The 26,925-nt window shown below is 70.7% G+C and carries 29 protein-coding genes; 15 read left to right on the top strand and 14 right to left on the bottom strand.

Going from position 1 to position 26,925, the window contains the following annotated elements; all coding sequences use genetic code 11:
* Window positions 1-44 precede the first annotated feature (44 nt).
* From AB0Q90_RS36955 to AB0Q90_RS36945, 3 genes are all read right to left on the bottom strand, one after another.
* Window positions 45-482, bottom strand: a complete 438-nt coding sequence (locus AB0Q90_RS36955; RefSeq protein ID WP_363165077.1) for a DCC1-like thiol-disulfide oxidoreductase family protein — start codon at window positions 480-482, stop codon at window positions 45-47.
* Complete coding sequence (locus AB0Q90_RS36950) at window positions 479-874, bottom strand: hypothetical protein (RefSeq protein WP_363165078.1); 396 nt, start codon at window positions 872-874, stop codon at window positions 479-481. The genes AB0Q90_RS36955 and AB0Q90_RS36950 overlap by 4 nt, the downstream gene beginning before the upstream one ends.
* Window positions 875-968: 94 nt before the next feature.
* A complete protein-coding gene (locus tag AB0Q90_RS36945) occupies window positions 969-1,379 on the bottom strand; it encodes a VOC family protein (RefSeq protein ID WP_363165079.1) in 411 nt (136 codons plus the stop codon).
* Window positions 1,380-1,447: 68 nt separating this feature from the next.
* On the opposite strand from AB0Q90_RS36945, the gene AB0Q90_RS36940 reads away from it, so the two are divergent.
* From AB0Q90_RS36940 to AB0Q90_RS36930, 3 genes are read left to right on the top strand one after another with little or no spacing between them, the layout of a single operon-like run.
* On the top strand, window positions 1,448-1,840 hold the full coding sequence (locus AB0Q90_RS36940) for a hypothetical protein (protein ID WP_363165080.1): 393 nt from the start codon (window positions 1,448-1,450) through the stop codon (window positions 1,838-1,840).
* On the top strand, window positions 1,840-4,320 hold the full coding sequence (locus tag AB0Q90_RS36935) for a DUF4132 domain-containing protein (protein ID WP_363165081.1): 2,481 nt from the start codon (window positions 1,840-1,842) through the stop codon (window positions 4,318-4,320). The genes AB0Q90_RS36940 and AB0Q90_RS36935 overlap by 1 nt, the downstream gene beginning before the upstream one ends.
* 55 nt (window positions 4,321-4,375) lie before the next feature.
* Entirely contained in the window at window positions 4,376-5,119 is a 744-nt protein-coding gene (locus tag AB0Q90_RS36930) for a hypothetical protein (protein ID WP_363165082.1), read from the top strand.
* Here the strand turns inward: AB0Q90_RS36930 and AB0Q90_RS36925 are convergent.
* Window positions 5,081-5,623 (bottom strand): hypothetical protein, encoded by a 543-nt coding sequence (locus AB0Q90_RS36925; protein WP_365734214.1) that lies wholly within the window; start codon window positions 5,621-5,623, stop codon window positions 5,081-5,083. The genes AB0Q90_RS36930 and AB0Q90_RS36925 overlap by 39 nt on opposite strands.
* 324 nt (window positions 5,624-5,947) lie before the next feature.
* Between AB0Q90_RS36925 and AB0Q90_RS36920 the strand changes: the two genes are divergently transcribed.
* The gene (locus AB0Q90_RS36920; RefSeq protein ID WP_365734212.1) at window positions 5,948-6,367 is read left to right on the top strand and encodes a hypothetical protein; all 420 of its coding nucleotides are present in this window, start codon (window positions 5,948-5,950) and stop codon (window positions 6,365-6,367) included.
* A 339-nt stretch (window positions 6,368-6,706) separates the two neighbouring features.
* Here the strand turns inward: AB0Q90_RS36920 and AB0Q90_RS36915 are convergent, their stop codons facing one another.
* From AB0Q90_RS36915 to AB0Q90_RS36885, 7 genes are all read right to left on the bottom strand, one after another.
* Complete coding sequence (locus AB0Q90_RS36915) at window positions 6,707-8,002, bottom strand: M48 family metallopeptidase (protein WP_363165084.1); 1,296 nt, start codon at window positions 8,000-8,002, stop codon at window positions 6,707-6,709.
* Window positions 8,003-8,137: 135 nt separating this feature from the next.
* Window positions 8,138-8,746, bottom strand: a complete 609-nt coding sequence (locus AB0Q90_RS36910; protein ID WP_363165085.1) for a Uma2 family endonuclease — start codon at window positions 8,744-8,746, stop codon at window positions 8,138-8,140.
* A gap of 157 nt (window positions 8,747-8,903) precedes the next feature.
* Window positions 8,904-9,665 carry a succinate dehydrogenase iron-sulfur subunit gene (locus AB0Q90_RS36905; protein WP_363165086.1) on the bottom strand — a complete coding sequence of 254 codons (762 nt, stop codon included), beginning with the start codon at window positions 9,663-9,665 and terminating at the stop codon, window positions 8,904-8,906.
* Window positions 9,665-11,419, bottom strand: coding sequence for a succinate dehydrogenase flavoprotein subunit (gene sdhA, locus AB0Q90_RS36900; RefSeq protein ID WP_363165087.1), 1,755 nt, complete (start codon window positions 11,417-11,419; stop codon window positions 9,665-9,667). Before sdhA ends, AB0Q90_RS36905 begins: the two co-directional genes overlap by 1 nt.
* A gap of 19 nt (window positions 11,420-11,438) precedes the next feature.
* The gene (locus AB0Q90_RS36895) at window positions 11,439-11,921 is read right to left on the bottom strand and encodes a succinate dehydrogenase hydrophobic membrane anchor subunit (RefSeq protein WP_363165088.1); all 483 of its coding nucleotides are present in this window, start codon (window positions 11,919-11,921) and stop codon (window positions 11,439-11,441) included.
* 5 nt (window positions 11,922-11,926) lie between these two features.
* Window positions 11,927-12,307 carry a succinate dehydrogenase, cytochrome b556 subunit gene (gene sdhC, locus AB0Q90_RS36890; protein WP_363165089.1) on the bottom strand — a complete coding sequence of 127 codons (381 nt, stop codon included), beginning with the start codon at window positions 12,305-12,307 and terminating at the stop codon, window positions 11,927-11,929.
* A 190-nt stretch (window positions 12,308-12,497) separates the two neighbouring features.
* Window positions 12,498-13,052 (bottom strand): 2-oxo-4-hydroxy-4-carboxy-5-ureidoimidazoline decarboxylase, encoded by a 555-nt coding sequence (locus AB0Q90_RS36885; RefSeq protein ID WP_363165090.1) that lies wholly within the window; start codon window positions 13,050-13,052, stop codon window positions 12,498-12,500.
* Window positions 13,053-13,206: 154 nt separating this feature from the next.
* On the opposite strand from AB0Q90_RS36885, the gene AB0Q90_RS36880 reads away from it, so the two are divergent.
* The 4 genes from AB0Q90_RS36880 to AB0Q90_RS36865 all read left to right on the top strand — a co-directional run bounded on the left by AB0Q90_RS36880 (window position 13,207) and on the right by AB0Q90_RS36865 (window position 16,831).
* A complete protein-coding gene (locus AB0Q90_RS36880) occupies window positions 13,207-14,859 on the top strand; it encodes a glycoside hydrolase family 20 protein (RefSeq protein WP_363165091.1) in 1,653 nt (550 codons plus the stop codon).
* A 47-nt stretch (window positions 14,860-14,906) separates the two neighbouring features.
* Window positions 14,907-15,602 carry a DUF4328 domain-containing protein gene (locus AB0Q90_RS36875; RefSeq protein ID WP_363165092.1) on the top strand — a complete coding sequence of 232 codons (696 nt, stop codon included), beginning with the start codon at window positions 14,907-14,909 and terminating at the stop codon, window positions 15,600-15,602.
* Between the two features lie 89 nt (window positions 15,603-15,691).
* Complete coding sequence (locus tag AB0Q90_RS36870) at window positions 15,692-16,195, top strand: hypothetical protein (protein WP_363165093.1); 504 nt, start codon at window positions 15,692-15,694, stop codon at window positions 16,193-16,195.
* 75 nt (window positions 16,196-16,270) lie between these two features.
* On the top strand, window positions 16,271-16,831 hold the full coding sequence (locus AB0Q90_RS36865) for a hypothetical protein (RefSeq protein ID WP_363165094.1): 561 nt from the start codon (window positions 16,271-16,273) through the stop codon (window positions 16,829-16,831).
* A gap of 12 nt (window positions 16,832-16,843) precedes the next feature.
* Here AB0Q90_RS36865 and AB0Q90_RS36860 read toward each other — a convergent pair whose 3' ends face one another.
* Complete coding sequence (locus AB0Q90_RS36860; protein ID WP_363165095.1) at window positions 16,844-17,338, bottom strand: DUF1877 family protein; 495 nt, start codon at window positions 17,336-17,338, stop codon at window positions 16,844-16,846.
* A 154-nt stretch (window positions 17,339-17,492) separates the two neighbouring features.
* On the opposite strand from AB0Q90_RS36860, the gene AB0Q90_RS36855 reads away from it, so the two are divergent.
* The gene (locus tag AB0Q90_RS36855; RefSeq protein ID WP_363165096.1) at window positions 17,493-17,891 is read left to right on the top strand and encodes a hypothetical protein; all 399 of its coding nucleotides are present in this window, start codon (window positions 17,493-17,495) and stop codon (window positions 17,889-17,891) included.
* A gap of 58 nt (window positions 17,892-17,949) precedes the next feature.
* On the opposite strand, the gene AB0Q90_RS36850 is transcribed toward AB0Q90_RS36855, so the two are convergent.
* Entirely contained in the window at window positions 17,950-20,568 is a 2,619-nt protein-coding gene (locus AB0Q90_RS36850; RefSeq protein WP_363165098.1) for an FG-GAP-like repeat-containing protein, read from the bottom strand.
* Window positions 20,569-20,859: 291 nt separating this feature from the next.
* Here AB0Q90_RS36850 and AB0Q90_RS36845 point away from each other — a divergent pair, with 291 nt between their 5' ends.
* From AB0Q90_RS36845 to AB0Q90_RS36820, 6 genes are all read left to right on the top strand, one after another.
* A complete protein-coding gene (locus tag AB0Q90_RS36845) occupies window positions 20,860-21,288 on the top strand; it encodes a hypothetical protein (protein WP_363165099.1) in 429 nt (142 codons plus the stop codon).
* Window positions 21,285-22,127 carry a hypothetical protein gene (locus tag AB0Q90_RS36840; RefSeq protein ID WP_363165100.1) on the top strand — a complete coding sequence of 281 codons (843 nt, stop codon included), beginning with the start codon at window positions 21,285-21,287 and terminating at the stop codon, window positions 22,125-22,127. Before AB0Q90_RS36845 ends, AB0Q90_RS36840 begins: the two co-directional genes overlap by 4 nt.
* A gap of 120 nt (window positions 22,128-22,247) precedes the next feature.
* Window positions 22,248-22,865 (top strand): RNA polymerase sigma factor, encoded by a 618-nt coding sequence (locus AB0Q90_RS36835; protein WP_363165101.1) that lies wholly within the window; start codon window positions 22,248-22,250, stop codon window positions 22,863-22,865.
* Between the two features lie 196 nt (window positions 22,866-23,061).
* Entirely contained in the window at window positions 23,062-23,823 is a 762-nt protein-coding gene (locus AB0Q90_RS36830) for a hypothetical protein (protein ID WP_363165102.1), read from the top strand.
* 316 nt (window positions 23,824-24,139) lie between these two features.
* Window positions 24,140-24,814, top strand: a complete 675-nt coding sequence (locus AB0Q90_RS36825; RefSeq protein ID WP_363165103.1) for an RNA polymerase sigma factor — start codon at window positions 24,140-24,142, stop codon at window positions 24,812-24,814.
* Window positions 24,814-25,746: a hypothetical protein gene (locus AB0Q90_RS36820; protein WP_363165104.1), complete on the top strand. Its 933-nt coding sequence runs from the start codon at window positions 24,814-24,816 to the stop codon at window positions 25,744-25,746. Before AB0Q90_RS36825 ends, AB0Q90_RS36820 begins: the two co-directional genes overlap by 1 nt.
* 197 nt (window positions 25,747-25,943) lie before the next feature.
* On the opposite strand, the gene AB0Q90_RS36815 is transcribed toward AB0Q90_RS36820, so the two are convergent.
* The gene (locus AB0Q90_RS36815; RefSeq protein WP_363165105.1) at window positions 25,944-26,786 is read right to left on the bottom strand and encodes a L,D-transpeptidase family protein; all 843 of its coding nucleotides are present in this window, start codon (window positions 26,784-26,786) and stop codon (window positions 25,944-25,946) included.
* Window positions 26,787-26,925: the final 139 nt, after the last annotated feature.

Here is a 26,925-nt window from a genome sequence, read left to right as displayed (position 1 = left end):
TCCGTCCGAAACCCGGCCGGTTGCGGACCGGCCGGGTTCCTCGCCTACCGCGGCGTGCTGTACGTCCATCCGTCGCTCGGGTGGTACGTCCACCCGTCCCCCTGCCGGTACACCCGCCCGCCCCACTGCGTCCCGCGCCACTTGGCGGCGGCCAGCACCGCCCCCCGGGCCAGCCACGCCCCCGTCCCCTTGCTCAGCCGGTGCGCGAGCTTCCGGTGGTCCCGCAGGGCCCACAGCACCACGACCCAGGCGGCGGTGGACCGGTAGACCTGCCCGGAGTCCCCTACGACGGTGATCTCGTCCAGGGTCGGACCGAGCCCCGGGAACCGCTGCGCGGCCTCCTGCGACCCGGCAGGCACCAGCTCCAGCGGCACCAACTGCGGCTGCCGTACGAGCCAGTCGCGCACGAAGGCGCACAGGGCGCAGTCGGCGTCGTACAGGACGGTGAGCCCGCGGACCGGAGCCTGCGCGGCGGCGCTCATGCCCGGACCCAGTCCTGCGGCGCGACCGGCGGCAGCTGCTCGCGCTCCATCGCCCCGCGCCGGCGGATCTTGTTGAGCACGTACACATTGCCCAGGTGCATCACGCCGAGCACCAGCAGCACGACACCGAGCTTGGTCGACAGGGCCTCGAAGACGCCGCGCGTGTCGGTGACGGTCCCGTCGTCGCTCAGGTAGAGGGCGACGAAGCCGAGGTTGACCAGGTAGAAGCCGACCACCAGCAGGTGGTTGACGGCGTCGGCGAGCTGCTCGTTCCCGCGCAGGACGTCGGCGAGGAAGATCCGCCCGTTGCGGCTGAGCGTGCGGGCGACCCAGACGGTCAGGGCGATGCTGACGACCAGGTAGATGACGTAGGCGATGACCGTGCGGTCCATGCCGACCCCCTTGTTGAACGCGTTCAAAACGCTGACAGGGAAGACTGTAGACCTGCTTTTGAACGTGTTCAACTCAAGGGTGCGGAGACCTGTGTCACGGCCGGCGCCCGAGCTCCGGACGCTTGGAGTAGTCGGTGAACCCGATGACGTTGCCCCATGGGTCGGCGACCTCCACCGCCCACCCCGTGGCCACCGGAAACGGCTCGTCGAGCAGCGCAACCCCCGCGCCCCGCAGGGCCCGTGCGGCCGCGCGCACGTCCGGCACCTCCAGCCAGACCCGCGGCGAGGCCCACGGCGGCGGCCGGTGCCCGAGCCCCTCCTCCTGCCGCAACAGAATCCCGGGAGTCTCACCCCCGACCTTCAGCAACGCGATCCCGGCCTCGTCCAGCCGGAACCCGACCGCAAACCCGGCCCGCCCGTAGAACTCCAACGCCTCACCGAGCTGCCCCACCGGCAGCAGCACGTTGTCGAACCCGAGCAGTTCGTACGACTCGTCATCTGACATGCCGTCAGACTAGATGGACGGTCGCCCGGAACCCGGCATTGTCAGTGTCGTCTCGTACTGTCGGCGACATGGGAATCGTGACGTTCGTCGACGAGACGACAAGCGGGGGCCGTAGTGACGGCTGGGGGCTGGAGTTCACCGAAGAGCGGGTCAGCGTGCGTGAGTTGATCCGGCGACGGATCTTCCAGGAGGTCGCCGAGTACAACGCGCGCACACCCGAGGTGTTCCAGGGCCTGGTACAGCCCGAGGACACCGAGCGGACGCTCAACGGCTACGCGCTGCGCACGCCCCGCCGGATAGACCCGGAAAAGCAGACCGAACTGGCGCTGAAGGCCTTCGCGGGCAACGGCTTCCTGGTCCTGGCCGGGGACCGCCAGGTGACCGAGCTCGACGAGGAGATCGAGCTGGGGCCGAGCACCGAGGTCACGTTTCTCAAGCTCGTGGCGCTGGTGGGTGGCTGATGGTCGAGTCGTCCGCCGAGCACGCCCGGCAGATCGAGACGGTCCTCGCCCTGATCGACATCGAGGACACCGAACACCTCGTCCACGAACTGCTCACGCTCGCCGACCTGGTCGAGAACCACTGGGGCGGGGAGGCACAGCAGGTCCTCCAGGCGCTGCGCATTGTCGACGACCGGTTCCGGTCCGCACTGGTGCATCGTCTCGCCGGCCACTACCACCAGCTGGAGCCGGGCACCGCCGCCCGCTTCCATGTCGTCGTGCTGCTGAGGAACCTGCAGGACAAGACGCCCGCCGACGACCATCCGTTGGACACACGCCCGGCGCTGATCGCCCTGAACGCCGAGCAGGACGTGCTGCACGACACCTGGCAGCTGATCCGGCTGGCGGAACTGGAGCTCGCCGACGGCCGGGAGCTGCCCGGCGAGTTCGTCGCCCTGATCCGCCGCACGCTCCTGACGACGTGGGGCGGCAAGGCGAAGCTGGGCCCCTTGGCCGCGAAGCTCACCCGGCCCGTGCTGAACCCGGGGGAGGCGTGGGCGGACCGGGCCATGGCCGACCTGAGCCCGGCATGGGAGCGGCTGCTCGCCCACGCAGCCACCGCCACCAGCGCCCGCCCCTCCGCGAAGTGGGAGCAAGCCGGCCGCGCGCTGATCGCGTCGCTCGGCGCCGACGACGTGCGGCAGCGGCTGGTGACCTGGCTGTGGCTCGTGGGGCGGCCCCGCACGCACCCGCTCCTCCACCCGGGCCACGGCGTGGACCCGAACGCCGTCTTCGACCCCTTCAACGCCGACGCCCTGCGCGGCCTGGCCTGGCTGCTCTCCTTCCTGCCCCCGCACCCGGACACCGCCCGCGCCCTCGGCGCCCTCGTCGGGGCCTCACTGCGCAAGGTCCCGGGCCTCGGCCCGGTCAACCCCAAGGTCGCCAATGCCGGCGTCAACGCCCTGGCCCGCATCGACGGCGAGGCAGCCCTCGCCGAACTGGCCCGCCTCGCCACCCGGGTCACCTACAAGGGCACCCTCAAGCTGCTGGGCACCGCGCTGGACCAGCGGGCCGAAGCGCTGGGCCTCAGCCGCGAGGAGATCGAGGAACTGGCCGTGCCCGCCTACGGGCTGACGGAGGTCGGCCGCGCCGAGCACCGGTTCGGCGAGATCACCGCGCTGCTGGAGGTGCATGGCACCAAGGCCACGCTGAGCTGGCGCAACGCGGCGGGACAGGCCGTGAAGAGCGTGCCTGCCGCCGTCCGCCGCGACCACGCCGACGAGCTCAAGGAACTCAAGACCGCCGTCAAGGACATCGACAAGATGCTCTCGGCCCAGAGCGAGCGCCTGGACCGCCAGTTCCTGGCCCGCCGGACCTGGTCCTACGCCGCCTGGCGCGAGCGCTACCTCGACCACCCCCTGGTCGGCACCTTCGCCCGCCGCCTCCTGTGGACGGTCGACGGTACGACGGCCGGATACACCGACGGCGCCCTGCGCACCCTCACCGACGACCCGGTCACCTCGGGCACCGAGGTCCGACTCTGGCACCCGGTCGAGGAGGAACCCGCCGGGATCGTGGCCTGGCGCGCCTGGCTGGAGCGGCACGGCATCACCCAGCCCTTCAAGCAGGCCCACAGGGAGGTCTATCTCCTCACGGACGCCGAGCGTGCGACGGGCACCTACTCCAACCGCTTCGCCGCCCACATCCTGCGCCAGCACCAGTTCCACTCCCTGGCCGCGGTGCGCGGCTGGCGCAACAAACTGCGCCTGTACGTGGACGACGAGGCGCCGCCCGCCACCCGTGAACTCCCGCAGTGGGGCCTGCGCGCCGAGTACTGGATCGAGGGCGACGGCAGCCACCACCACGAGGACATCACCGACTCGGGCAGCTTCCTGCGCCTGCGCACCGACCAGGTCCGCTTCTACCCGATCGACGCCCCGGAGAACTCGGCGCACTGCTGCGGCGGCGAGTACGGCATGCGGCTGCGCGGTGGATCCACCCTGCCGGTGGACCCGCTGCCGCTGACGGAGATCCCGCCCCTGGTCCTCTCCGAAGTCCTGCGCGACGTCGACCTGTTCGTTGGCGTCGCCAGCGTCGGCAACGACCCGACCTGGCAGGACGGCGGCCCCGGCGGCCGCTTCCAGGAGTACTGGACGTCGTACGGCTTCGGCGAGCTGAACGGCACCGCGGAAACCCGCCGCGCGCTCCTGGAGCGCCTGATACCCCGCCTGGCGATAGCCGACCGCTGCACGCTGGAGGGACGCTTCCTCCACGTGAAGGGCGACCGCCACACCTACAAGATCCACCTGGGCTCGGGCAACATCCTCCGCACCCCGAACGACCAGTACCTCTGCATCGTCCCCGGGACCAACCCCACCGCCCCGCAGGCCGGTTACCTGCCCTACGAGGGCGACCGCATGCTCGCGGTCATCCTCAGCAAGGCGATGCTGCTGGCGAGCGACACGAAGATCACGGACCCTACGATCCTGAGTCAGTTGTAGTTGACGGGCTTCAGTACCCTTCAGCTGATTGCGGGAGGGGGAGCCGGTGGGCCGTTTGCGCACAGCCTTCGGGTTGCTGGTGGTGATCGTCGGCACGGTCTGGCTGCTGGGCGAGACAGAGGCTCTACGCGCCGGCGGGCGATGGGTTCTGTCCGCCCTGCCCTACGTGCTCGCCGCGGCGGGGCTGCTGCTCATCCTCCGGGCGGCCGTGCCCAAGGGACTGTTGGTCGGGCCGGTGGCGCTCGTCGCGGGCGGTGGTCTGTGGGCCGCCTCCAACGCCGGTGTCTTCGAGGGCAGGACGGCCGACCGCATCTGGCCGTCCGTGGTGATCGCCGTCGGGGTGGCGCTGTCCCTCGGGGTGCGCACGGAGCCCGGGGGCCGAGAGGTGGACCATCCTCTGCGGCGGTACCGCAGTGTGCTGGTGCCGGTGGACCGGAGGGTGCGTACCTCGTCCGTCCCCCTGGAGACCCTGACGGTGAGCTCATACTTCGGGAACGCCGTTGTAGATCTGTCGGGAGCGCGGTTCGCCGCGGTCGACTCGTCCGACGACCGGCTGCGCGTCGTCAGGGTCGACGTCACGGTCTTCTTCGGGCGCGTCGAACTCGTGGTGGGGCCGTCCTGCGCCGTGGTGAAGGGGAATGTGGAGAGCACTCGTGCCGTGCGGTTCGCCGAACAGGTCGTCGTGTACGCCAGCCTGGACGAATACCTCCGCTTCGACCGTGAAGACCCGCGCAGGCCGCATCGAATGGTGTTGAACGTCCTAGGGCTGGGCGGGGCCGTTGCCGTTCGTTCGTTGTAGGACGTCCTCGCTCGTCGACGGGTGGACCATGGGGAGGTCCCCCAGCTCGTCCTCGAACCGCACCTTGTCCCGGGCGAGATAGTCCGAGACCGCCTCGTTCATTCCCACCAACTCGTCAGCCGCCTCCGGCAATTTGTAGTGGAAGGCCCTGAGCAGGTCGAACCGGTGCACATCGAAGACCGCTGCCAACAGGGTTCCGTGGAAGGCGGAGGCTGCGACCGCACCGCGGTAGGCGAGAACGGCCAGGATCGCGGGAGCGAGTGGAAGCAGCGACCAGACGTCCCAGCGCAGGAGCAGTGGACTGATCGCCAGCGTGGTGAGTCCGAGGGACACGGCGAGCGATGCGGTGGCAGAGATGAGGCTGAGCTGCTGAGTGACGGCGTTCTCCAGCCGCGGAGCGACGAAGGGGTAGATCCGCGGATAGACCCGCATCATGTCGAGCCCGTAGCGGTCGCCCGAGAAGCGTTCGGCTCGCAGCAACATGTTGCCGAGCGAGGTCGGCATCAGTTCCCCCTGGCGATCCCGCTTCGTGCTGGGGGTGTCCGGACGGATCTCGGTCGGGTACCCGGAGCGAACACGACGGGCTCGTTCGGCACTTCGGCGCAGCCGAGCGCTGCGCCGATCCCTTGCGGCGAGTTCGTGGAGTGGAACGGATCCTCTCGGGGGAGGGTTCCCCGACGCTATGGAAGCGGCCCGTTCCGCCGCTTCCACGGCTTTCGCATGCTGGACCACCAGCTGTGCTCGATCCCTACGGCGACGGTGACGCTCCACTGCCGCCCCGCGCAACAGCGCCAAGGGCGCGGGCCTCGCCCAATACCCTTCCAGCAGTTGGATGACCGCGGCTTCGAACGGCCGCAGCAGGACGCCAACCACGAACGCGAAGAAGACGAACAGCACAACGACTGCGGTGTCTCCGGAACGTGGTGCTATGGCGGAGAAGTCCGGCGGCGCGTCGAGGCGGTACAGCCCCGCGCGTTCCACGGCCGCGATGATCGTCACCAGCACAACCCCGGGCAGGACGCTGGTGAGGCTGAAGCGGGCTCCGCCGATGGCTTTCCCACCGGCTTCGGCGAGTGCCTTGAGCATGGCTCACCCTCCGAGGCGCTTGACGGCATAACTCTTGAAGAGATGGCCTGGTCTCGCAAGAGGCTGGGTGTCGACGCGCCTCGGCGGTTCTGCGCATTCGATTGTGGTACAGACCCAGATGGCGTGGTCGTGTTCATCAACAGGAACGAAGGCGCCCCGTGAGGACAGGCGGCGGTACAACATCGAATGGCCGCAGGAGCACCGCAAGTCCTCATGGCTCACGGCGTAGATCCACTTGGTTGGGGCTGAGCACTCGGACCAAACACAGACGTGGACCCACCACTTGGGCTCGGCATCCGCGGCAGGAGGATCTCCAAACGAGCCGATGGGGCCGATGGGCCTAGCCGCAAGTGCCCACCCCAAGGCCAGCAGCCGCAGCGCCAGACCCGCGCCACCCAACCGTGTCCCCGCCATACCGCCCCCATTTTCGGTGGATCGAGTATGGCCCCAACTCCCCTTTCTGCACAGCCGGTTCATGGCGCGAACAGGGCGGGCAGGCAGTTACCGCTCGCCGAGACCGTCCCTGACGAGCTTCCTCGCCACGGCGGCTCGCGAGTCCGTGAGTTCGGTGGTGAGGCGGTGGGCTCGTTCGGTGTCGGCCTGCACCGAGGCCGGCATGGCCGGGAGGTGATGCAGCAAGGCGCGGCGCAAGTGCGTGGGCGGGTGCGTCGCGTCGACGCTGTGACCGCGACGGGCGCTGACGCGGCGGCGGCGTTCGTGCTCGGATTCCGGGACCGAGCGCAGATGGGCAGCGAGCGCCTCCCACAGCCCCTCCGCGTCCTTCGTGCTGGTCCGTCCCCGGCTGCGCATATACCGGGCGTTGACCTCTCGGTACAGCGTTGTCTCGATGGATTCCACGATCAGGAGGTGGTCGATCAGCCCGGCCGCGGCTTCGGTGGACCCGATGCGGGCCGCAGCCGCGTCGGCGAGGTACTCGCTGCGTTGCGAAGCGCGCGTGGTCAGGAGGTCGAGCAGCATCACGAGACCCGTGATCAGCCAACGGGGCGGTATGTAGAGCAGGTTGACGAAGTGTTCGGGGACGGTCGGGTTCGCGATCGGGGACAGGTAGTAGAGCCAAGTGGTCAGCGAGCCGTAGGCCGTGCCCACGACCATGCCGTGCCGCGTGTCCCCGTGGGTGAAGTGTCCGAACTCGTGGCCCAGGAGGGCGATCCGTTCCTGTGGGGACAGGACCTCCCACAGGGGCAGCCCCAGCGTGAGAATCCGACGGCGGACACCGAGGTGCGTGACAGCGGCGTTGGCCTGCGCGTCGAGGACGATGACGTCCACGCTCCGGGTGCCCAGCGCCTCCGCGACCTCGTCGACCAGGGCGTACAGCTCGGGAGCGTCGCCCCGGGACACGACATGGGCGTTCGCGGGCAGCCGGTTGAGTCGCGGGCGAAGCGTCGCCGCCAGCCCCAGCAGGAAAAGCCCGGGCACCATGCCGAAGCCGCCCCAGTCGCCGATCAGCAGCCACAGCCCGCCCGCGAGCAGGGCCAGGGTCACGCCATGCACCAAGAGCGCGATGGCGTACGCCATCGCACCGGCCGCCGACCGTCCGGGCCGCTCGTGCTCCAGGCGTCCGGCCTCGTTGGTGAGGTCCCCCAGCAGCCGTTCGCCGTATCGCTGGGCCAACCGGTGCCGCCGTCGCTCCAACCTGCCCTGCTTCGCATGGTCCGCGCCCTGTGGATCCACGTTCCAGTCGCAGGCCGTGCACCACACGGTGAACCGGCGGTCACCACGGATCTCCGTCCCGCACTGCGGGCATGGCTGGACGATGTGCTCCTCGGCGGCACGCATCGGCGCGGCCTCCCCCTCCGGGCAGCCCCTCCCCAGAGGCTGCTGTGTACATGGCGGGGGCAGTTGATCACAGTCACGGCGACGCCGTCGAGGCGTACGTCGTGGCGCGTTGGCGATTGGCTGAGTCGGCGGATCTCAGTCGCTCTTCCGGCTGCCCGCCTTCAGGATCTCCGCCACGTCCAGGGTGACCTCGGCGCCGATGGATTTGGGCAGGGTGACCGTCTCGCCGGGGGAGTGCGGGCGGTGGCTCTCGTAATCGTCCCCGACGGGGTTGGTCAGGACGTGGAGGCGCTGATGCTTGCGGTCGATGATCACGTAAACCGGGATCTTGGCGGCTGCGTACGCCTTCACCTTGTCTCGCAGGTCGGTCCGGTAGTTGCTGGAGGTGACCTCCAGGACCAGACGGAAGCAGACGGGGTCGTAGCAGTTGTTCTCGACGAGGTGATCCTCGATGTCGGCGTCGACGACCACCAGATCCGGGATGGCGTAGTCCTCGGTGCCGCTGGGGAGCCAGAGGCCTACTCCCTGGAGCACTTCCGACTCGCCATCGGCGAGACCGGCTGCGTTGAAGGGAGTCATGAGCCTGCTCAGAGCCCGGGCGTGGGCGGCGTCCGGCGGTGGGGACACGAGGATCTGGCCTCCGATGACCTCGACGCGGTAGCCCGGGAGGCGATCCATGATCCGGTTCGCTTCCGCGATCAGCGGACGGTCCTCATGCGGCCGCTCGACAGCTGCTGCGGACATCGGTGCCTCCTGTGGGCTGGTGTCGAGACCAGCATCGTAGGCCGACCGCCACCGGTATGTCCTTAACGATCACGTTTACCCAAACGGGTGTCCGCACGCATGAGAGCCCCGCTCCCAGGCGGAAGCAGGGCCCTCACAGACGTGCCGAAACGCGACCTCAGAAGCGGCGCGTGATCAGCGCCTTCTTCACCTCGGCGATCGCCTTCGTGACCTCGATGCCGCGCGGGCACGCGTCCGTGCAGTTGAAGGTCGTGCGGCAGCGCCAGACGCCGTCGCGGTCGTTGAGGATCTCCAGGCGCTGCTCGCCCGCCTCGTCACGCGAGTCGAAGATGAAACGGTGCGCGTTGACGATGGCGGCCGGGCCGAAGTACTGGCCGTCGTTCCAGAAGACCGGGCACGAGGAGGTGCAGGCGGCGCAGAGGATGCACTTCGTCGTGTCGTCGAAGCGCTCGCGGTCCTCGGCCGTCTGGAGGCGTTCCCGCGTCGGCTCGTTCGTCTCCTTCGTGATCAGGAACGGCATGACGTCCCTGTACGCCTGGAAGAACGGCTCCATGTCCACGACCAGGTCCTTCAGGACCGTCAGGCCCTTGATGGGCTCGACCGTGATCGGCTTCTCGGGGTTGATGTCCTTGATCAGCGTCTTGCACGCGAGGCGGTTCTTGCCGTTGATCCGCATCGCGTCGGAGCCGCAGATGCCGTGGGCGCAGGAGCGGCGGAAGGTCAGCGTGCCGTCCAGGTCCCACTTGATCTTGTGGAGGCCGTCGAGCACGCGCTCCTTGGGGTCGATCTCCAGCTGGAAGTCTTCCCAGACGGCTTCCGCCGAGACCTCCGGGTTGAAGCGGCGGACCCGGAAGGTGACCGTGATGTAGGGGGACGCGGCGGACTCTGCCTCGACCTTGTCCAGAACAGGGGTTGCCATCAGTACTTACGCTCCATCGGCTGGTAGCGGGTCTGGACGACCGGCTTGTAGTCGAGACGGATGGACTCGGTGCCGTCGTCGCCGACCTCGCGGTACGCCATGGTGTGGCGCATGAAGTTGACGTCGTCGCGGTTGGGGTAGTCCTCGCGGTAGTGACCGCCGCGGGACTCCTTGCGGGCGAGGGCGGAGACCGCCATGACCTCGGCCAGGTCGAGCAGGTTGCCCAGCTCGATGGCCTCCAGCAGGTCCGTGTTGAACCGCTTGCCCTTGTCCTGGATCGAGACGTTCTTGTAGCGCTCGCGCAGCTCGGCGATCTTCTCGACGGCCGTCTTGATCGTCTGCTCCGTGCGGAACACCATGACGTTGGCGTCCATGGTCTCCTGCAGCTCCTTGCGGAGCGTCGCCACCCGCTCGGTGCCCGTCGACGCGCGCAGCCGCTCGACCTGCTCGACCACGAACTCCGCCGGGTTCTCCGGCAGCTCGACGAAGTCGGCCGTGTGGCTGTACTCCGCCGCCGCGATGCCGGCCCGGCGGCCGAACACGTTGATGTCCAGCAGCGAGTTGGTGCCGAGGCGGTTGGCGCCGTGCACCGACACGCACGCGACCTCGCCGGCCGCGTACAGGCCCGGGACGACCGTGGTGTTGTCCGACAGGACCTCACCCTCGACGTTCGTCGGGATGCCGCCCATCGCGTAGTGCGCGGTGGGCTGGATCGGGATCGGGTCCGTGTACGGCTCGATGCCCAGGTAGGTGCGGGCGAACTCCGTGATGTCCGGGAGCTTCGCGTCCAGCTGCTCCGGCGGGAGGTGCGTGAGGTCGAGGTAGACGTGGTCGCCCTCGGGACCGCAGCCGCGGCCCTCACGGATCTCCGTGTAGATGGAGCGGGACACGACGTCACGGGACGCGAGGTCCTTCATGACCGGCGCGTACTTCTCCATGAAGCGCTCGCCGTCCTTGTTGCGGAGGATGCCGCCCTCACCACGGGCGCCCTCCGTCAGCAGGATGCCCATGCGCCAGATGCCGGTCGGGTGGAACTGGAAGAACTCCATGTCCTCCAGCGGCAGTCCGCGACGGTAGACCGCGGCCTGGCCGTCACCGGTCAGCGTGTGCGCGTTCGACGTCACCTTGAAGAACTTGCCGGTGCCGCCGGAGGCGTAGATGACGGCCTTCGCCTGGAAGACGTGGATCTCGCCGGTGGCGAGCTCGTACGCCACCACGCCCGCCGACTTCTTGACGCCGTCGACCTCGGTGATCAGCTGGTCCAGGACGTAGAACTCGTTGAAGAACTCCACGCCCTCCTTCACGCAGTTCTGGTACAGCGTCTGGAGGATCATGTGGCCGGTGCGGTCGGCCGCGTAGCAGGAACGGCGGACCGGGGCCTCGCCGTGGTTACGCGAGTGACCGCCGAAGCGGCGCTGGTCGATGGTGCCGTTCGGGGTGCGGTTGAACGGCAGGCCCATCTTCTCCAGGTCGAGGACGGCGTCGATGGCCTCCTTCGCCAGGATCTCGGCGGCGTCCTGGTCGACCAGGTAGTCACCGCCCTTGACCGTGTCGAAGGTGTGCCACTCCCAGTTGTCCTCCTCCACGTTGGCCAGCGCGGCGGCCATGCCGCCCTGCGCGGCGCCCGTGTGGGAGCGGGTGGGGTAGAGCTTCGTGAGCACCGCGGTGCGGCTGCGCTTCGTGGACTCGATGGCCGCGCGCATGCCCGCGCCACCGGCGCCGACGATGACGGTGTCGTACTTGTGGATCTTCATGATTCTCGCAGCCCCGTGCCTAGCGGATGTTCGGGTCGAAGGTGAAGATCACCAGCGTGCCCAGCAGGATGGTGAACACCGTGGCGGTGTAGAGCAGGCCCTTCAGCCACAGCCGCGTGTTCGCGCGCTCCGCGTAGTCGTTGATGACCGTACGCAGGCCGTTGGCGCCGTGCAGCATCGCCAGCCACAGCATCAGCAGGTCCCAGACCTGCCAGAACGGGGACGCCCAGCGGCCGGCCACGAAGGCGAAGCCGATCTTGGAGACGCCGCCGTCCAGCACGAGCTGGATGAGCAGGTGGCCGATGACCAGGACGACCAGCACGATGCCGGACAGGCGCATGAACAGCCAGGCGGCCATCTCGAAGTTGCCGCGAGTGGACCGCGGGGTCTTCTTGGTGCGCTTGCGCGGGGCCTCGATGAGCGGGGCCGGGTTGTCGACGTTGTAGAGGGACTCGCCCTCGACGGGGCCGATGCCGGTCGCGGTCTTCTCAGTGGTGGACATGGGCGTCAGCTCCCGAAGAATTCACGAGCGGCGTGACCGAGGACGGGGTAGATCGCCCCGGCCATCAGCACCAGCCACAGACCGACGACGGACCAGAGCATCTGCTTCTGGTAGCGCGGGCCCTTGGACCAGAAGTCGACGGCGATGACGCGCAGGCCGTTGAGTGCGTGGAAGAGGATGGCGGCGACGAGGCCGTACTCCAGCAGCGCGACGATCGGCGTCTTGTACGTGGCCACGACCTCGTCGTAGGCCTCGGGCGAGACGCGGACGAGAGCGGTGTCCAGCACGTGAACGAACAGGAAGAAGAAGATGAGGACGCCGGTGACTCGGTGAGCCACCCAGGACCACATTCCTTCCCGGCCGCGGTACAGCGTTCCAGCCGGCACGGAAGTCCCTCCGGGAGCGGGGATTGGGGCCTGCCGGCTTCGGTGTCGGACGGGCCCGGCCGGGTACGGTCCACCGGCCCCCAGCATGTTATCGATGCGGCGCGGTCTGGCTTACGCCGGGCCTATCGGTGTGATCAAAGTGGCACGCGTATGGGTGAGTGCCGGGCGGCTACTGGGGTGGTGTGTGCGGTTATTTGCCGGGTGCGGCGCCGTTGTGGCTGGTCGCGCAGTTCCCCGCGCCCCTGAGGAGGTTCACCAGGCGCCCCTTTGCCAGGTGCCGTAGTTCCTCCCACGCCACCATCCGTTCGTCCTCCGGGTCGTTTGCCAATCGTGACCGGATGCCTGCCAAGGCGTGATCCAGGGACTCGTTCGGTGGGAGGTCGTCCAGGCAGATGACGAACACGTGGCCGAACTTGGCCTCGTACGCGGCATTTGCGGCGTTCAGTGCCATATGGGCCGCCGAGTACGCGTCCTCAGGCAGCACCGGCAGGGTCTCGCCCGCGAGGGCCTCCGCCAGGTCGGCCGGCGTCAGGTCGTAGGCCGCCTCGTCCGATGCGGCGAGTAGGGCGTCGAGGGTCGGGTAGGGGCGGTGCGCGGTGATGCGGTGGGACCAGCGCAGGCTGTGCAGGCAGGTGAGGAGGGTGTGCTGGACGTCGGCGGCGGGGGCGGTGTTGAAGCGCTCCAGAGAGGTGCCGCGCGTCTGCTGGGGTATGGCGACTCGGCCAGGAAGATGTGTGGGCGTCACGTGCGTTTCGGCAGGGGATGCAGTGAGAGGTGTGGCGCCACGTTATCGAGAGTGGACGCGACGTGTCCGACGGATGCCCGAATTTCAGCCGAACGGGAGAGTTTCGGAACGTGTGGTGGACGTCTTCCGGTCTCACCGGTCGTAGGTTGGCGCCGTGAGCCAGCACAGGCGCCGGGCGCCGGACAAGAAGGTCGGACAGCGGGCCCTTCTGGTGGGGGTCGTGGTCGCCGCGTCCGGGGTGGGCCTCGGGCTGTGGGCCTCCAGTGGGGACAGCGGGCCGACCGGGTCGGCCCGGCGGCAGCCGACGGTCGAGGCCTCGTCCCCGTCGTCGGAGGGCTCCGCGTCCCGGGCCGCTCCCACGCCGAGCCCGTCACGTTCGTACGCGCTGTCGAGTACGCCCCGCACCATCCCGGCCGTCCGCTCCCACACCCCGGCGCGCGGGCCCGGCTGGCGGCCGGTGCGCGGGGAGCGGGTGGTCGTCGGGGACGCGGACCTGGCCGACGAGGGGCGGCTGATCGCCCAGGAGCTGGGGCTGACCTACGCCGGTGAGAAGGGCGACGTGCGGGCCGGGGACGTGCGGTTGTCGCTCAACGACGACGAGGGCGCGGACCCGGAGTCGTACAGCATGACCGTGCGCGGCGGGCGGGTGAGCATCAGCGGGCCCGCCGACGCGGGCGTCTTCTACGGCACCCGCACCCTCAAGCAGGCGGTGCGCGCCGGCGGTACGGCGCCGGAGGGCGTCGTACGGGACGGGCCGGCCAAGCCGGTGCGGGGGTTCATGCTGGACATCGCGCGCAAGCACTTCACCGCCGACTGGATCGAGGACCGGGTCCGGGAGCTGGGCGATCTGAAGTTCAACCAGCTGGGGCTGCACTTCTCCGACGACCAGGCCTTCCGTATCGAGTCCGCGTCGCACCCCGAGGTGGTCTCCGATCCGCATCTGACCAAGGCTCAGGTCACGCGGATCGTCGAGCTCGCCGCCGCCCGGCACATCACCGTCGTGCCCGAGATCGACTCGCCGGGGCATCTGGGCGCGGTGCTCGCGGCCCACCCCGAGCTGGAACTGCGCAGCGCGGGCGGTTCGGTGGCGCGGGGCGCGATCGACATCTCCAAGGACGCGTCCGCCGAGATCGTCGACGACCTGCTGAACGAGTACGCCGGTCTCTTCCCCGGAGCCCAGTGGCACCTCGGCGCCGACGAGTACCGGGCCCTGATGGTGGCGAACCCCGAGCAGTCGTATCCGCAGCTGGCCGCCGCCGCGAAGCGGGCCTACGGCGCCGGCGGGACCGTCGCCGATCTCGCCACCGGCTGGCTCAACGACCGGGCCGACACGGTCCGCGCCCACGACAGGACGCTGCGCGCCTGGAACGACGGGTTCTTCCGCGACACGTCCGTCCGGCCGGCCGAGGACCTCCAGGTCGCCTACTGGACGGGCAAGGAGATCGGGGCCCGGCAGCCCGCGGAGTATCTGGGTGCGGGGCGCCGGCTGATCAACTACAACGACGAGTTCCTCTACTACGTCCTCGGGCAGCCGCAGACCTTCGTCTACCCGACCGGGCAGCGCATCTACGAGCAGTGGACGCCTCGCGTGGTGCGCGGTCTGCAGGAGGTCGACGCGAAGTACGACGGGCAGATCCTCGGCGGATCCTTCGCCGTCTGGTGCGACATCCCGGAGTCCCAGACCCAGGACCGGGTCGCGGCCGGGATCCGCATGCCGCTGCGGGCGACCGTCCAGAAGCTGTGGAACCCGCAGCAGCCCTCGCTGACCTGGGCGGAGTTCACGGCGCTGGCGGACCGGCTGGGCTGAGGCAAAGGACTGGACCTTCGGGGTGGGCGGCCGTAGGTTTCGCACTTGTGATCGAGAAGACCCATCCCCAGCACCCCATTGCCCCTGCCGCCTGGCTGCGTTCGCCCATCGGGCTCGGGTGGGCCGCCGTCGGCGGGCTCGGACTGGTCATCGCCGCCGACCTGTTCGCGGTCTGGGCGGACGTCGTCATGCGTGACGTGACGGGCGACCTGGCAGGCGACGGCTTCGGGGCCGTCACCGAGGAGCGGATCGACCGCGCGGACCGGCTCTACTCCACGGCCGGAATCACTCAGACCGCCGCGCTGATCACCAGCATCGTCCTGTTCCTGTGCTGGTTCCACCGCGTGCGGGTCAACGCCGAGGTGTTCAACCCGTTCGGGCACAGCAAGAAGCGGGGCTGGGCGATCGGCGGCTGGTTCACGCCGGTCGTGAACCTGTGGTTCCCGCGCCGCATCACGCTGGACATCTGGGATGCCAGCAGCCCGTGGGGCGCGCCCCGCTCGCACGGGCTGGTCAACGCCTGGTGGACGCTGTGGATCCTCTCGCTGCTCGCCGGCCGGGCCGCATCCCGTCAGGACCGCGCCGCCGACACCGCCCAGGAGATGCACGACGCCGTGCAGCAGATGCTGCTCGCGGACGTCCTGGACATTGCGGCCGCCGCCCTCGCCATCGCCGTAGTGCTCCGGCTGACCCGTATGCAGCACGCGAAGGCCCTGGCCGGACCGGCCCCGCTGCCCGCCTGACAGGGCGGATTGTCCGATACGGCTGCGAACGGGCGTACGGCTGTGGTGTATTCGGGCCGAGCCGAACCGAACAGCCGGGGGGACCGGAGATGGGCTACTGGGGGTACTTCGTCGTGGGCCGCGCGGAGCGGCCGCTGACGGAGCTGGAGGTGCCGGTCGGCGCCGGGGACATGACCCTGCGCCAGGAGGCGCCGGGCGGATGGCAGGTGTGGGAGTACCCGAGCAGCGAGGGCGAGGTCGGCAGCATGAACGCCCTCGCGGACCGGACCGGGTCACCGGCGCTGTTCGGATACGTCATGGACAGCGACTGTGTGGTCGTGGAGGCGGCGGCGCCGGAGAGCGGCGCGTGGACGACCTGTCTCGCGCGGGCCGCGATGGCCGGCCGGCTGAGCGCCGGTCAGGAGGGGCTCACCCTGGAGGACTACTTCCTTGAGCCGCGCGACGCCGCCGAGCGGGCCGTCGCCTGGGCCGCCGAGGCCGGGCACGAAGTGGCGGCCGAACCGCTGCTGGAGGTACTGACCGCCGACCCCGACCCGTTGGCCGAAAACCTCTTCTTCAGGCTGCTCGACCGGCTCGGTGTGGTGCCCCTGTGACACTCCGGGGCCGTTGCACGCAGTAAGGGGAAGTGCGGGCTCCGTTAGGGAAACCGCAGGCGATGGAGGCGTTGGATGAGTCTGGTGGAGCTGATCGCTCAGGCCGACGAACGCGGACTGGCCGCCAGCGGGTTGGCTTGTTTGGATCGGTGCGTTCCCCTGCTGGGCGGAGACGACGAGCTGCTGCGACCCCTGTGGGCGAGCCTCGCTCCCGCGGCCGGCCCCGGCGACTGGGCGGACCGGCTGGAGCAGGTGCGCGGCAAACTCGACGGCACGGAGGATTCCGCCGAGGACGAGGCCGTCGTCCTCGCCCGCCGGATGCTCGCCGCAGCCCCCGCCGACCGGGGCGCCGCCGAGGTGCGGGTGTGGGCCGACGCCTGCTCCGTCGCCTCGCTGCGGATCCACCGCATGCTCGATCCCGTCGACGACGAGGCCTCCTCGGTCGACGCCCGCCGCGAGGGCCGTACGGACGGCATGTCGCCGCTCGTCGCCGCCGAACTGCGCCGCCAGGTCACCGTCCTGGAGCTGCTCGCCGGGCACGGTGCGGGCGGACTGCGGCCCGCGCTGGAGGTGTCCACCGAGGGACGGCGCGTGCTGCGCGCGGTGGTGTCCCGCAGGGCGCGGGGACGTGCCTGAGCCGGTCCGGGCTCAGACCAGCAGCCACTTCACCACCGCGTCGCCGTACTGCGCGGTCTGTCTGTAGAAGGCGGTCAGGTCCCGGTGCGCCGACGCGAAGGCGCCCCGCAGGGTCTGCTCCGCGTCGGGCATGCCGTACGGGCGCAGCAGTTCCTCGCGCGCGTGTCGCCACAGCTCGTCGAAGTCGGCCTGGACCAGGTACTCGGCCACGCGGTTCGCCTGCGCGGCGGTGAGCAGCAGGAACGGCGGCAGGGACGGGTCGGCCGGGGTGATCGGGCGGCCGCCCAGCACCACATGGGCGCGCGGGCCGTCCGGCAGTTGGCGCGAGGGGACGCCGGCATAGAGGAGCTCGTGGTGGAGGTACCCCTTGTCGAGTACCTCCTCCCGATGCCGGCCGATCCGCTCCCGCACGGTGTTCCAGTCGTCCGCGAACAGCCGCTGGAACCATGTCGCGCTGTTGCGCAGCGCCGGGGGCGGCACCGCGCGGAGATGGAAGTACGTACTCATCAGTGACTGGAGCGCACGGGAGCCGCCAGGCGTCACACCCGTCGCCGAGGGGTTCCTGTGACCGTCGTGGGGGCGATGGGGCGGTCCTGCACCGGTCCCGGGGAACGAGCAGGATCCGGGTGACGAAACGCACCCCCGCCACGCTCTTGTCGATGTGACGACAGCAGAGCAGCAGACCAGGCCCTCAGCTGCGGCGAAGCCCGCACGATGGGCGGCGGACGCGGTGGCGACGATGCGCGAGGGTGCGCGGGTGCGCCTCGACTACTCGGCGCAGAGCCTGTGGCGGGTGGACCGGATGATCGACGACCTGCGCCGCGAGGACACGCCGTACGCCGCCGTGGAGACCGTGCTGCGCGGGCTGGGGGCGTACGCCGGTGAGGTGATCGTCCGTCAGTCCGGTGCCGAGTGGTGGGCGTCGGGCGGCGACCACTGGATCCGCACCCCGGACGGCCGGCTGTGGGACCCGATCGAGGAGGCCCGCCGGTGCTTCACCGCCGACGGTTCGCTGCGGCTGCTGTGCCGCGACGCCCTGAGCGGCGCGCCCCGGACGTGAAGCGGCCGGGGTCCCGTGCAGTGGGCGGGACCCCGGCCGAATCTGTGGGCCGACGCCGTTACGGCGCCAGCACCTGCCCGAGGCGCCCGTCCGTCGGGGTGCCGAGCGTGGTCTTGCTGTAGATGACCGCGTCGCTGTAGCCGAGGCCCGTGGAGTTGCTCGGCAGGTGCAGCAGGATGCCGTCCGTGCCGTCCTCGCCGTCCGCACCGAAGGTGAGGTCCGCGCGGCCGTAGCCGGACAGGTCCGTCAGCGACACCGACGTGCCCAGCTGGTCGCCGGCCTCGGCGGTGCCGGGGATGCCGGTGGTGTCCTGCGAGATCGTCACCGCGCCGGTGCCGGTCAGGCCGGAGGAGCTGCCCTTGACGAGGACCGCGCTGCCCGCGTTGGCGTAGCTCACGCCGCTGCGGACGAGGTCCTCGCCGCGCGCGCCGACGAGAACGTCCGCGTAGCCGTCGGCGTTGACGTCGCCGGCCGAGACGGAGATGCCGAAGGAGTCGCCCGACTCGTTGGTGTCGGGGACGCCGGAGGTGTCCTGGTGGACGACCTTCATCCCGGTCGTGGTGAACCCGCTCGACGTGCCGAACAGCATGGTGACCTGGCCGGCCGACACACCGCCCGACTCGGACGCGACCGGCTGGCCGATGACGATGTCGTCGTAGCCGTTGTTGTTGAAGTCGCCCGCGGCGATGGAGCGGCCGCCCTTGACGGACAGGACGCCGGCCTTGGTCAGACCGGTGGCCGAGCCCGCGAAGCGGACCACGCGGCCGATCTTGCCGGAGTCGCGGTAGTTGAGGGCGACGTCGGCGTAGCCGTCCCGGTTGAAGTCGCCGGTCGTGGCGTCGAGGTACGCGACCGCGCCGGTGGCGGTGGTCAGGGTGCCGGAGGTGGTGGCGCCGCCGGTCAGCCGGACGTTGTAGTTGCCGCCCTGGCCGGTGCCGGCCGAGAAGACGTCCGCCTTGCCGTCGCCGTTGAAGTCGCCCACGGTGACCGCCGAGCCGAGCTTGGCGCCGGCCGCGGTGACCCCGGAAGTGGTGTACGAGAAGCCGGTGTTCAGGGCCGGGCCGTACATGACCGTGACCTGGCCGCGGTCGGCGTTGCCGCTGGTGTCGTCCTCGCCGGCGGAGCCGATCGCGAGGTCGGCGTGGCCGTCGCCGTTGACGTCGCCCCAGGCGGTCGAGGTGCCGAAGGCGTCACCGGTCTCGGAGGATCCGGGGACACCGGCGCTGTTCTGGGTGAGGCCGATCCGCGCGGACGTGTCGGGGCCCTCGGTCCCGCCGGGGACCACGGTGACCCGGTTCGCCGCCGGGGTGCCGGCGACCAGGTCGCTGACTCCGTCGCGGTTGACGTCGGTGGTGGCCAGGGCGTGCGAGATGCCCGGGGTCTTGGCGAGCGTGGCGATGCCGCCCAGCTTGGGGTAGAGGTTGGCGCCGGGGCAGGCCGTGGCGTTGGTGTCCTTGTGGCCGAAGACGCGCGGCAGGGTGATCTGCTGGCCCTCCGGGACCTTGTTGCCGCTCCAGTTCAGCGGCGCACGGGAGGTCAGCGTGACCTTGGAGGTCGCGTCGAGGCCGTACATGCCGAACTTCCAGGCGACGACCCGCGCGATGGCGTCGAGCGCGGCGCGGCTCGGCTGGGCCGTCTCGAAGTTGCCGATGTAGGAGATGCCGAGCGTGTCGGTGTTGAAGCCGGCGTCGTGCGCGCCGATCACCGGCAGGTCCATGCCGCCGCTGCGGCCCTCGAAGATCTGGCCGCAGCGGTCGACGACGAAGTTGTAGCCGACGTCGAAGTAGTCCTGCGAGAAGTGCGCCTGCTGGATGGTCCGCATCCGGGCCCGGGACTCGGCGCAGGAGAGCTTGTTGTCGCTGTCCACGCCGGTGTGGTGGATGACGGCGGCCTTGATGTCGGTGCCGTAGCTCGGTGTGCCGTTGTAGTCCGTCGACGCGCCCCACTCGGCCTGGGTGATGACCGGCGGCTTGACGACCGTGGAGGGACGGGCCGGGGGGACCGTCGAGGTCGGGGTGGGGGAGGCGCTCGGGGACGCCGACTCGGTGGCGGTCTCCGTGGGAGACGAGGAGACCGTCTCCGTGGGGGACGCCGAAGCCGTCTCCGACGGGCTCTCCACGGGGGCGGTCGTCTCCACGGGGGCGGTCGTCTCCGCCGGCGCGGTCGTCTCCTCCACCGCGAACGCGGCCGGCTCGACCCCGTCCTCCGGGTCGGTGCCCGGGTCGAGGAGCTTGACGTCCATGCCGGCCGGCTGGCCGCCGACCTCGGTGCCGTCGGCGTTCACGACGCGTACCTCGACGCCGTCGGACTCACCGGTCCACATCGACTCGGTGCCGCCGCGCAGACCGGCCCGCTCGGCCTCGGCGCCGTCGGCCTGGCTGGGCTCCAGCGCCAGCTCCTGCCAGGCGGACCACTTGCCGGTCTCGATGTCCCGGGTGCGCACCTCGGGCGTGCCCTTGGCCTCGGCCTCGGGGTCGTCCCAGGTCACCACGACGGCGCTGAAGAGCTCGGTGTCCTGCTTGTCCAGGCCCTTGCGGCCCGAGCCCTCGTTCTTGAGCTTCAGCGTGTGCACGGCCGGCTCGCGCTGCTCCGCCTTGTCGTCGGACGGCGCGGACGGGTCCGCCATCGCGTAGGTGACGACGCCGGCCCCGCTCAGTACGACGGCCCCGATGGTCATCCAGGCGCGTCTCTTCAGACTGAGCGGTTTGTACGCATGGGTCCTGCGAGGACTCAACTACCCCACCCCTAGAAACTGGTCATGAGCGCATCACCTGTCACACAGGCATGCTCTTGACTCAGCGTTAAGTCCGGGCCAAACGTCACCACCGCAAAAGGTTGTACGCCGCCTGTGAAATTCATGTGTGGCAATGACCACAGCTGTGAGGCGTGATGTTCGTGTGCCGACAGCCGCTTGAAGCTGCGGGGGAGTCGCGAGGGTTCTTCCGCGGATCGAGAAGGGGCGGGACCCATGGACCAGGTGGACACGCGTGTGCCGTGTGCGAACGAGATACGCGGGCACACCGTCGCCTTCGTCGCCCGCGTCACCGCCCGCAACCGGCTGCCCCTGGACTACTCCGTGGCCAGCCTGCGGGTCGTCGACTTCCTGATCGACGGACTGCGCAAGGGCGGCGCCGACCGGGAGCAGGTGCGCGAGACGCTCTTCGGGCTCGGCGCGTACGTCGGTGAGGTGCTGGTGCGCCGCGCGGGCGCCCAGTGGGTGGACTTCGACGACCGGCAGCGGTCCTACTTCGGGCAGCCGCTCGGCGTACGGATGCCGGACGGCCGGATCTGGAACCCGCTCGGCAAGGTGCTCAACCGCTTCGAGGCCGGCCCCGAGGAATCCCTCCAGACCTTCTATCTGACCCTGCACGGCCGGGCCCGGCGGGCCGTCGCATGAGGGGGCTTCGCGGCGCGCTGACCGCGCTCCTGGTGGGGGCCGCGCTGACCGGCTGCGGAGCGGAGGACGCACCCGAGTCCGCTCCCACCACCGCCCCCAGCAGACAGGCCGCGCCCGCCGAACAGCCCACCACGGCCGCCGACTTCCTCGACCTGGCCGACAAGGCGATGTCCGCACAGCACGGCTGGACGTTCTCCGTCCGGGGCAGCGAGGGACTGGACCTGGGGGCGGAGCGGAACTCCGCCTCCTACGAGGCGACGGTCCGCCGTACGACGGACGAGCCCTGGGCCCTGCACTCCACCGGCACCAGCCACCGCCCGAGCGGGGACGTCGCCGAGGAGGTCTACGTCGTCGACGGCACGGGCTACGTCAAGGAGGGCAGCGCGGGCTGGCAGCAGGGGCCGCTGTCGGACCCCGAGATCGCCAACAAGACCGAGGACCCGCTCGCGGCACTCGACGCGTTCCGGGAGTACGGCGACGAGGTGACCGTCGTCCGCTCGGACGGCCGGGTCGAACTGCGCGTCCGTACGGCGTCGTCCGCCGCCCTGCCCGACGTACGGGACCAGGGCGTGGTGGAGAAGGCGCTGCGGGAGTACACGCCGACCCTGGAGCAGCTGCGGTCCTCGGGGGTCACCGCGGACGAGAGCGCGATCACCGTGGAGCGCGCGGAGGAGTCCGTCGTACTCGACGCGAGGACGCACCGGATCACCGCGCACGTCTTCCGCTGCACCTTCACGGTCCCCTACGGCGAGCAAACCATCAGCTACAGCCAGGAGGTGACGGAGCGGAACTCGGGACCCTACGAAGGCACGATCGCGCTCCCGGAAGCGGTGGGATGACGGAGCCACTGTGACACTTCTGTGAATCCCGGCGCTGTTGACCGTGGGGGACGTGGGCAAGAGGCGCCTGCGCCGCACGGTGCGGATCCGCCATGAACTCGGTACGGACTAGGACAGTTCTTGGGCCAAGGAGGGGAGCCCCGCCGCGTGCACGCGCACGACGGGGAGCTGGGCACGGCCGTCGCGCGGGCCCAGGAAGGTGACGAGGCCGCTTTCGCGGTCGCCTACCGCATCGTGCAGCCCGGACTGCTCGGCTATCTGCGCGGGATCGTCGGTGACGACGCCGAGGACGTGGCCTCCGACGCCTGGCTGGAGATCGCGCGTGACCTGGGCCGCTTCAAGGGCGACGGGGCGGGCTTCCGGGGCTGGAGCGCGACCATCGCCCGGCACCGGGCGCTGGATCATCTGCGACGGCAGAAGGTGCGGCCCCGGGCGACGGCGACGGAGCAGGACGTGCTCGACCTGCCCGGTCCGCACAGCACGCACGACCAGGCGCTGGAGTCCATCTCCACCGAGTACGCCCTGGAGCTGGTCCGCGGCCTGCCGCGCGACCAGGCCGAGGCCGTGCTGCTGCGGGTCGTCGTCGGTCTCGACGGCCCCGCCGCGGCCCGGGTCCTCGGCAAGCGCCCCGGCGCGGTGCGCACCGCCGCGTACCGGGGTCTGAAGCGCCTGGCCGCCCAGCTGGGCGTCGAAGGTGTGACGGATGGCGGCCCCCGGACGCTGGGGGAGTCGAAATGAACGGCGGCGGAAGCGAAGGCGTCGCGGCGGAAGCGGGACGGCCTCCGGGCCCGTATGCACAACAGGCACCACGCACAGCACCGGTCGCGGAGGCAGCGCACACCCCTGGGTACGCGCGGCTCGCACAGGTCCCACAGGCCCCGTCAGGGCCCTGGGCCACATCAGTCGAACAGGTCGGACAGGAACGGAATCGGACATGGGTGAACGGCTGAGCGACGGCGGTCCCTCCGGCCGTCGGCGTGCGCACCCTGACGGCGCCGCGTCCGGCTCCCGGGCAGCGGCCGGCGAGGCCGCCCTGGAGGCGCTGCTCGCGGCCGCCATCCGCAGCCAGCACCTGGACGCCGAGGGCGAGCAGCGGGCTGTGGCCGCGTACCGGGCCTCCCGGGCCGCCGGCGCGCACCGGGCCCGCACCCGGCGCCGGGACGACTGGCGGCCCCGCGCGCAGCGGCGCCCGTCGCGCTCGCTGAAGGCCACGCTCTCCCTGTTCGTGGCGAGCCTCACCCTCGGCGGGGTCGCGGTCGCCGCGATCGGTACGACCGGTTCCTCCTCGGACTCCGCCGACGGCCCGGCCGCACCCACTCCGTCCGCGGGCGCCGCCGACCAGCCCGGTGGCGACCCGTCCTCGCGCACCCCCGGCGCCGCGCAGACCGAACGCCCGGACACCGCGCAGGACACCGAGGCCCAGTGCCGGGTCTACGAGCAGGTCGACGGCCGGGGCAACGCCCTGGACGCGGCGGCCTGGCAGCGGCTCGTCGAGGCCGCGGGCGGTGCGGGGAAGGTCGCCGCGTACTGCGCCGAGCAGCTCGCGCAGGCGACGCCCTCGGCCAGGCCGAGCCGGACCGCCACACCGGTGCCCCCGGTGGACGAGGCGACGAACGGCACGGACAACGCCGAAAACGGTTCCGGCAACGCCGACAACGGCCAGGCCGACCAGGGCACCGGCAACAACAGGAACTGAAACCCCGCGCGCCCCGGTCTCCACACCTGTCAGGCCCCGCGAATACGCCGCCGAGGCAACGGCCGGGGCCGCCACCCCCCACAGGAGAGGCCCCGGCCGTCGCGCGGCACGGGCCGCGCGGCGGCCCGTACTTCCTACAGCGCCATGAGTGCGTTTTCTGTCACACCCCACCCCGACTTCTGTCACCGCCCACCCCGTCACGAGTTGGTTGCACCTTGTACGGACATGGACGAGCAGTGGTTTCAGGTCGTAACGTGCCATTCGCGCCGGGCGGGACAGTTGACTGATCACCGCGACCATCGACCGAGGAAAACGGGTGCTGGGGGACGACGCGGAGCTGACGACCGCGGTGCTTGCGGCACAGAACGGGGACGAGACCGCGTTCCGTGCTGTGTACCGCTCCGTGCACCCGCGGCTGCTCGGATACGTCCGGACGCTGGTCGGCGACCCGGACGCCGAGGACGTCGCCTCCGAGGCCTGGCTCCAGATAGCCCGTGACCTCGACCGCTTCAGCGGCGACGCGGACCGCTTCCGCGGCTGGGCCGCCCGGATAGCCCGCAACCGGGCGCTCGACCACATACGCATGCGCGGCCGCCGCCCCGCGATCGGCGGCGACGAGTCGGAGCTCACCGGCAAGGCCGCGGCGTCCGACACCGCGGGCGAGGCCATGGAGGCCCTGGCCACCGACGGCACGCTCTCCCTCATCGCCCGGCTGCCGCAGGACCAGGCCGAGGCAGTCGTGCTGCGCGTGGTCGTCGGCCTCGACGCCAAGACGGCCGCGGAGACCCTCGGCAAGCGGCCGGGTGCCGTACGGACGGCGGCGCACCGCGGTCTGAAGCGACTCGCCGAACTGCTCGGCGACAATCCGGAACTCGATCCGGAATCGGCGGGCGTCCTCGACGCCCTGCCCCCTCAGCGAGAACCGCGCGGTCGCGCGGTGACGTCCGCGAGTGTGACGCATACGCGTGCGCGGACGCAGAAGGATGTGTGATGGCCGACGAGCAGTACAGGTGGCTGGACCGCGAGATGGCGGAACGTCTGCTGAGCGGAGGGTCACTCGAAGCTGTCGACGCGGCCGACCGGGGCGAGGCCGAACGGCTTGCCAAGACGCTTGAGGCGCTGACCGCGGAACGCCCGCTGAGCAGCGCCGAACTCCCCGGCGAGGCCGCCGCGTTGGCCGCCTTCCGGGCCGCCCGCACCGACGTTTCGCCGGGCCTCGGCCGGCCCGTCCGCCCGCAGTCCCCCGACGCCGGGCTCGTCCGGATCGGCAGCCCCGCCCACGGTGCCCGCCGCCCCCGCTGGGGCCGCCCGGTGCGCCTCGGGCTCGCCGCCGCGCTGGCCCTCGGCATGGCCGGCGGGGTCGCCGTCGCGGCCGGAACCGGAGTGCTGCCCACGCCGTTCGGCAACGACGAACCGACCCCGGCCGTCTCGGTCACGGCGGCCGTGACGCCCGAGCGCCCGCTGGTGTCACCGCCGTCGGCCGGCGCCGGGGAGAGCGAGCCCACACCCGACGGCGCGCCGTCCTCGCGGGAGACCGCGGGCAGCGGCTCGGCCCCCGGCGCCGGCCCCTCGGCCGACGAGCAGGAGGGCCGCGGCAACGGCAGCGGCTGGAGCGGGAACGTGGCCTCGGCCTGCCGTGACATCCGCGACGGCAAGCACCTGAGCGCCGACCGCCGACGTGCCCTGGAGGGCGCGGCGGGCGGCTCCGCGCGCGTGTCGAAGTACTGCGCGGGCGTCCTCGGCGACCGCGAGTCGTCCGACGCCGGCAACAGCAAGGGCAAGGGCGAGACCGGCGGCCAGGGCAGCGGGCAGGACGACCCGAACGGCCAGGACGGTGACGACGAAGGCCACCGGCCCGGCCGGGGCAACGGCAACGACCACCACCCCGACGGCTCGCCCAAGACACGCCGACATGCCCGCTGACCTGCGCGTTCGTAGATCGTTGAAGTTTTTTCGCGCGGGGTGTGACGTTTTCCCGCCCCCGCACGCAGTACTGAATGAGCCGACTGGTCATCGGCCGTCGCACGGAGCCGGGGTTCCCCCCGTACCTACGGCTCGTGCACACGGCGCGGGCGGGACACGTTCCCCCGGTCCCGCCCGCGCCCCACTCTTCTACCGCCTCACCAGGACACGACGACCTTGTCGCCGTTCCTCACCTGCGCGAACAGCTCCGCGATGGCCGCCTCGTCCCGTACGTTGACGCAGCCGTGCGAGGCGCCCGCGTAACCGCGTGCCGCGAAGTCGGACGAGTAGTGCACCGCCTGGCCCCCGCTGAAGAACATCGCGTACGGCATCGGCGAGTCGTAGAGCGTGGAGTGGTGGTGGCGGGACTTCCAGTAGACCTGGAACACGCCCTCGCGCGTCGGCGTGTACTGCGAGCCGAAGCGCACCGACACCGTCGAGACGGTCCGTCCGTCGATCATCCAGCGCAGGGTCCGGCTCGTCTTGTCGATGCACAGCACCCGGCCGGTCGTACAGCGCGGGTCCGGCTCCGCGGCCGGCTGCCCGCCCATCAGATACAGGTCCCACTGGCCCGGCTCGTCGGTCATCCGCAGCAGCCGCTGCCAGGTGACGGTGTCGGTCTCACCCGTTCGCGGCAGTCCGCGCTTGCCCTGGAAGCCCTTGACCGCCTGCTCCGTCAGATCGTCGTACGTGCCCGTCGGCCCGTCGAACAGCCAGGCCACCTGGCGCAGCCGGGCCTGGAGCTCACGGACGTCGCGGCCGGTGTCACCGCGGGCCCACAGCACCTTCGGCGCCTCGCGCGCGGGAGAGCCGCTCGGCTTGTCGTCGCCCTTGTCGTCCTTCGGCGTCTTCGACGGCGTACTGCTGGGGACATCTATGCGCACCGGTGACCCCTGCTCGCCCTCCCCGTCGGCCGCCTGTACCGTGCAGCCGCACACCACGGCGAGCGCCGCCGCCGAGGCGAGCGCGCCGGTCCATCTCCTCGTGCCCCTGATACGCATCACGGCCCCCCGTCGTCCACACCGGCGGCTGCCGGTGTTCTCTGAGATGTCTCCCCGCGGATGACCGGTTGCGAACGGCGGTGCATTGTTGTGACCGGGGCCGCACCGCGGCTGTGAGCAAGGTCCCAGCGTGCTCCTC

The sequence above is a fragment of the Streptomyces sp. NPDC079141 genome (genome assembly GCF_040686775.1).
Lineage (GTDB): Bacteria > Actinomycetota > Actinomycetes > Streptomycetales > Streptomycetaceae > Streptomyces.
Note: the sequence above shows the minus strand (reverse complement) of the source record. Positions and strands in the feature narration are given on the sequence as shown.

Coding starts and splice junctions, on each gene's coding strand:
- AB0Q90_RS36955 (WP_363165077.1), bottom strand. CDS start 482: ATGAGCGCCGCCGCGCAGGCTCCGGTCCGCGGGCTCACCGTCCTGTAC.
- AB0Q90_RS36950 (WP_363165078.1), bottom strand. CDS start 874: ATGGACCGCACGGTCATCGCCTACGTCATCTACCTGGTCGTCAGCATC.
- AB0Q90_RS36945 (WP_363165079.1), bottom strand. CDS start 1,379: ATGTCAGATGACGAGTCGTACGAACTGCTCGGGTTCGACAACGTGCTG.
- AB0Q90_RS36940 (WP_363165080.1), top strand. CDS start 1,448: ATGGGAATCGTGACGTTCGTCGACGAGACGACAAGCGGGGGCCGTAGT.
- AB0Q90_RS36935 (WP_363165081.1), top strand. CDS start 1,840: ATGGTCGAGTCGTCCGCCGAGCACGCCCGGCAGATCGAGACGGTCCTC.
- AB0Q90_RS36925 (WP_365734214.1), bottom strand. CDS start 5,623: ATGCCGACCTCGCTCGGCAACATGTTGCTGCGAGCCGAACGCTTCTCG.
- AB0Q90_RS36915 (WP_363165084.1), bottom strand. CDS start 8,002: ATGCGTGCCGCCGAGGAGCACATCGTCCAGCCATGCCCGCAGTGCGGG.
- AB0Q90_RS36910 (WP_363165085.1), bottom strand. CDS start 8,746: ATGTCCGCAGCAGCTGTCGAGCGGCCGCATGAGGACCGTCCGCTGATC.
- AB0Q90_RS36905 (WP_363165086.1), bottom strand. CDS start 9,665: ATGGCAACCCCTGTTCTGGACAAGGTCGAGGCAGAGTCCGCCGCGTCC.
- sdhA (WP_363165087.1), bottom strand. CDS start 11,419: ATGAAGATCCACAAGTACGACACCGTCATCGTCGGCGCCGGTGGCGCG.
- AB0Q90_RS36895 (WP_363165088.1), bottom strand. CDS start 11,921: ATGTCCACCACTGAGAAGACCGCGACCGGCATCGGCCCCGTCGAGGGC.
- AB0Q90_RS36870 (WP_363165093.1), top strand. CDS start 15,692: ATGGGCTACTGGGGGTACTTCGTCGTGGGCCGCGCGGAGCGGCCGCTG.
- AB0Q90_RS36865 (WP_363165094.1), top strand. CDS start 16,271: ATGAGTCTGGTGGAGCTGATCGCTCAGGCCGACGAACGCGGACTGGCC.
- AB0Q90_RS36860 (WP_363165095.1), bottom strand. CDS start 17,338: ATGAGTACGTACTTCCATCTCCGCGCGGTGCCGCCCCCGGCGCTGCGC.
- AB0Q90_RS36850 (WP_363165098.1), bottom strand. CDS start 20,568: ATGACCATCGGGGCCGTCGTACTGAGCGGGGCCGGCGTCGTCACCTAC.
- AB0Q90_RS36845 (WP_363165099.1), top strand. CDS start 20,860: ATGGACCAGGTGGACACGCGTGTGCCGTGTGCGAACGAGATACGCGGG.
- AB0Q90_RS36840 (WP_363165100.1), top strand. CDS start 21,285: ATGAGGGGGCTTCGCGGCGCGCTGACCGCGCTCCTGGTGGGGGCCGCG.
- AB0Q90_RS36830 (WP_363165102.1), top strand. CDS start 23,062: ATGGGTGAACGGCTGAGCGACGGCGGTCCCTCCGGCCGTCGGCGTGCG.
- AB0Q90_RS36820 (WP_363165104.1), top strand. CDS start 24,814: ATGGCCGACGAGCAGTACAGGTGGCTGGACCGCGAGATGGCGGAACGT.
- AB0Q90_RS36815 (WP_363165105.1), bottom strand. CDS start 26,786: ATGCGTATCAGGGGCACGAGGAGATGGACCGGCGCGCTCGCCTCGGCG.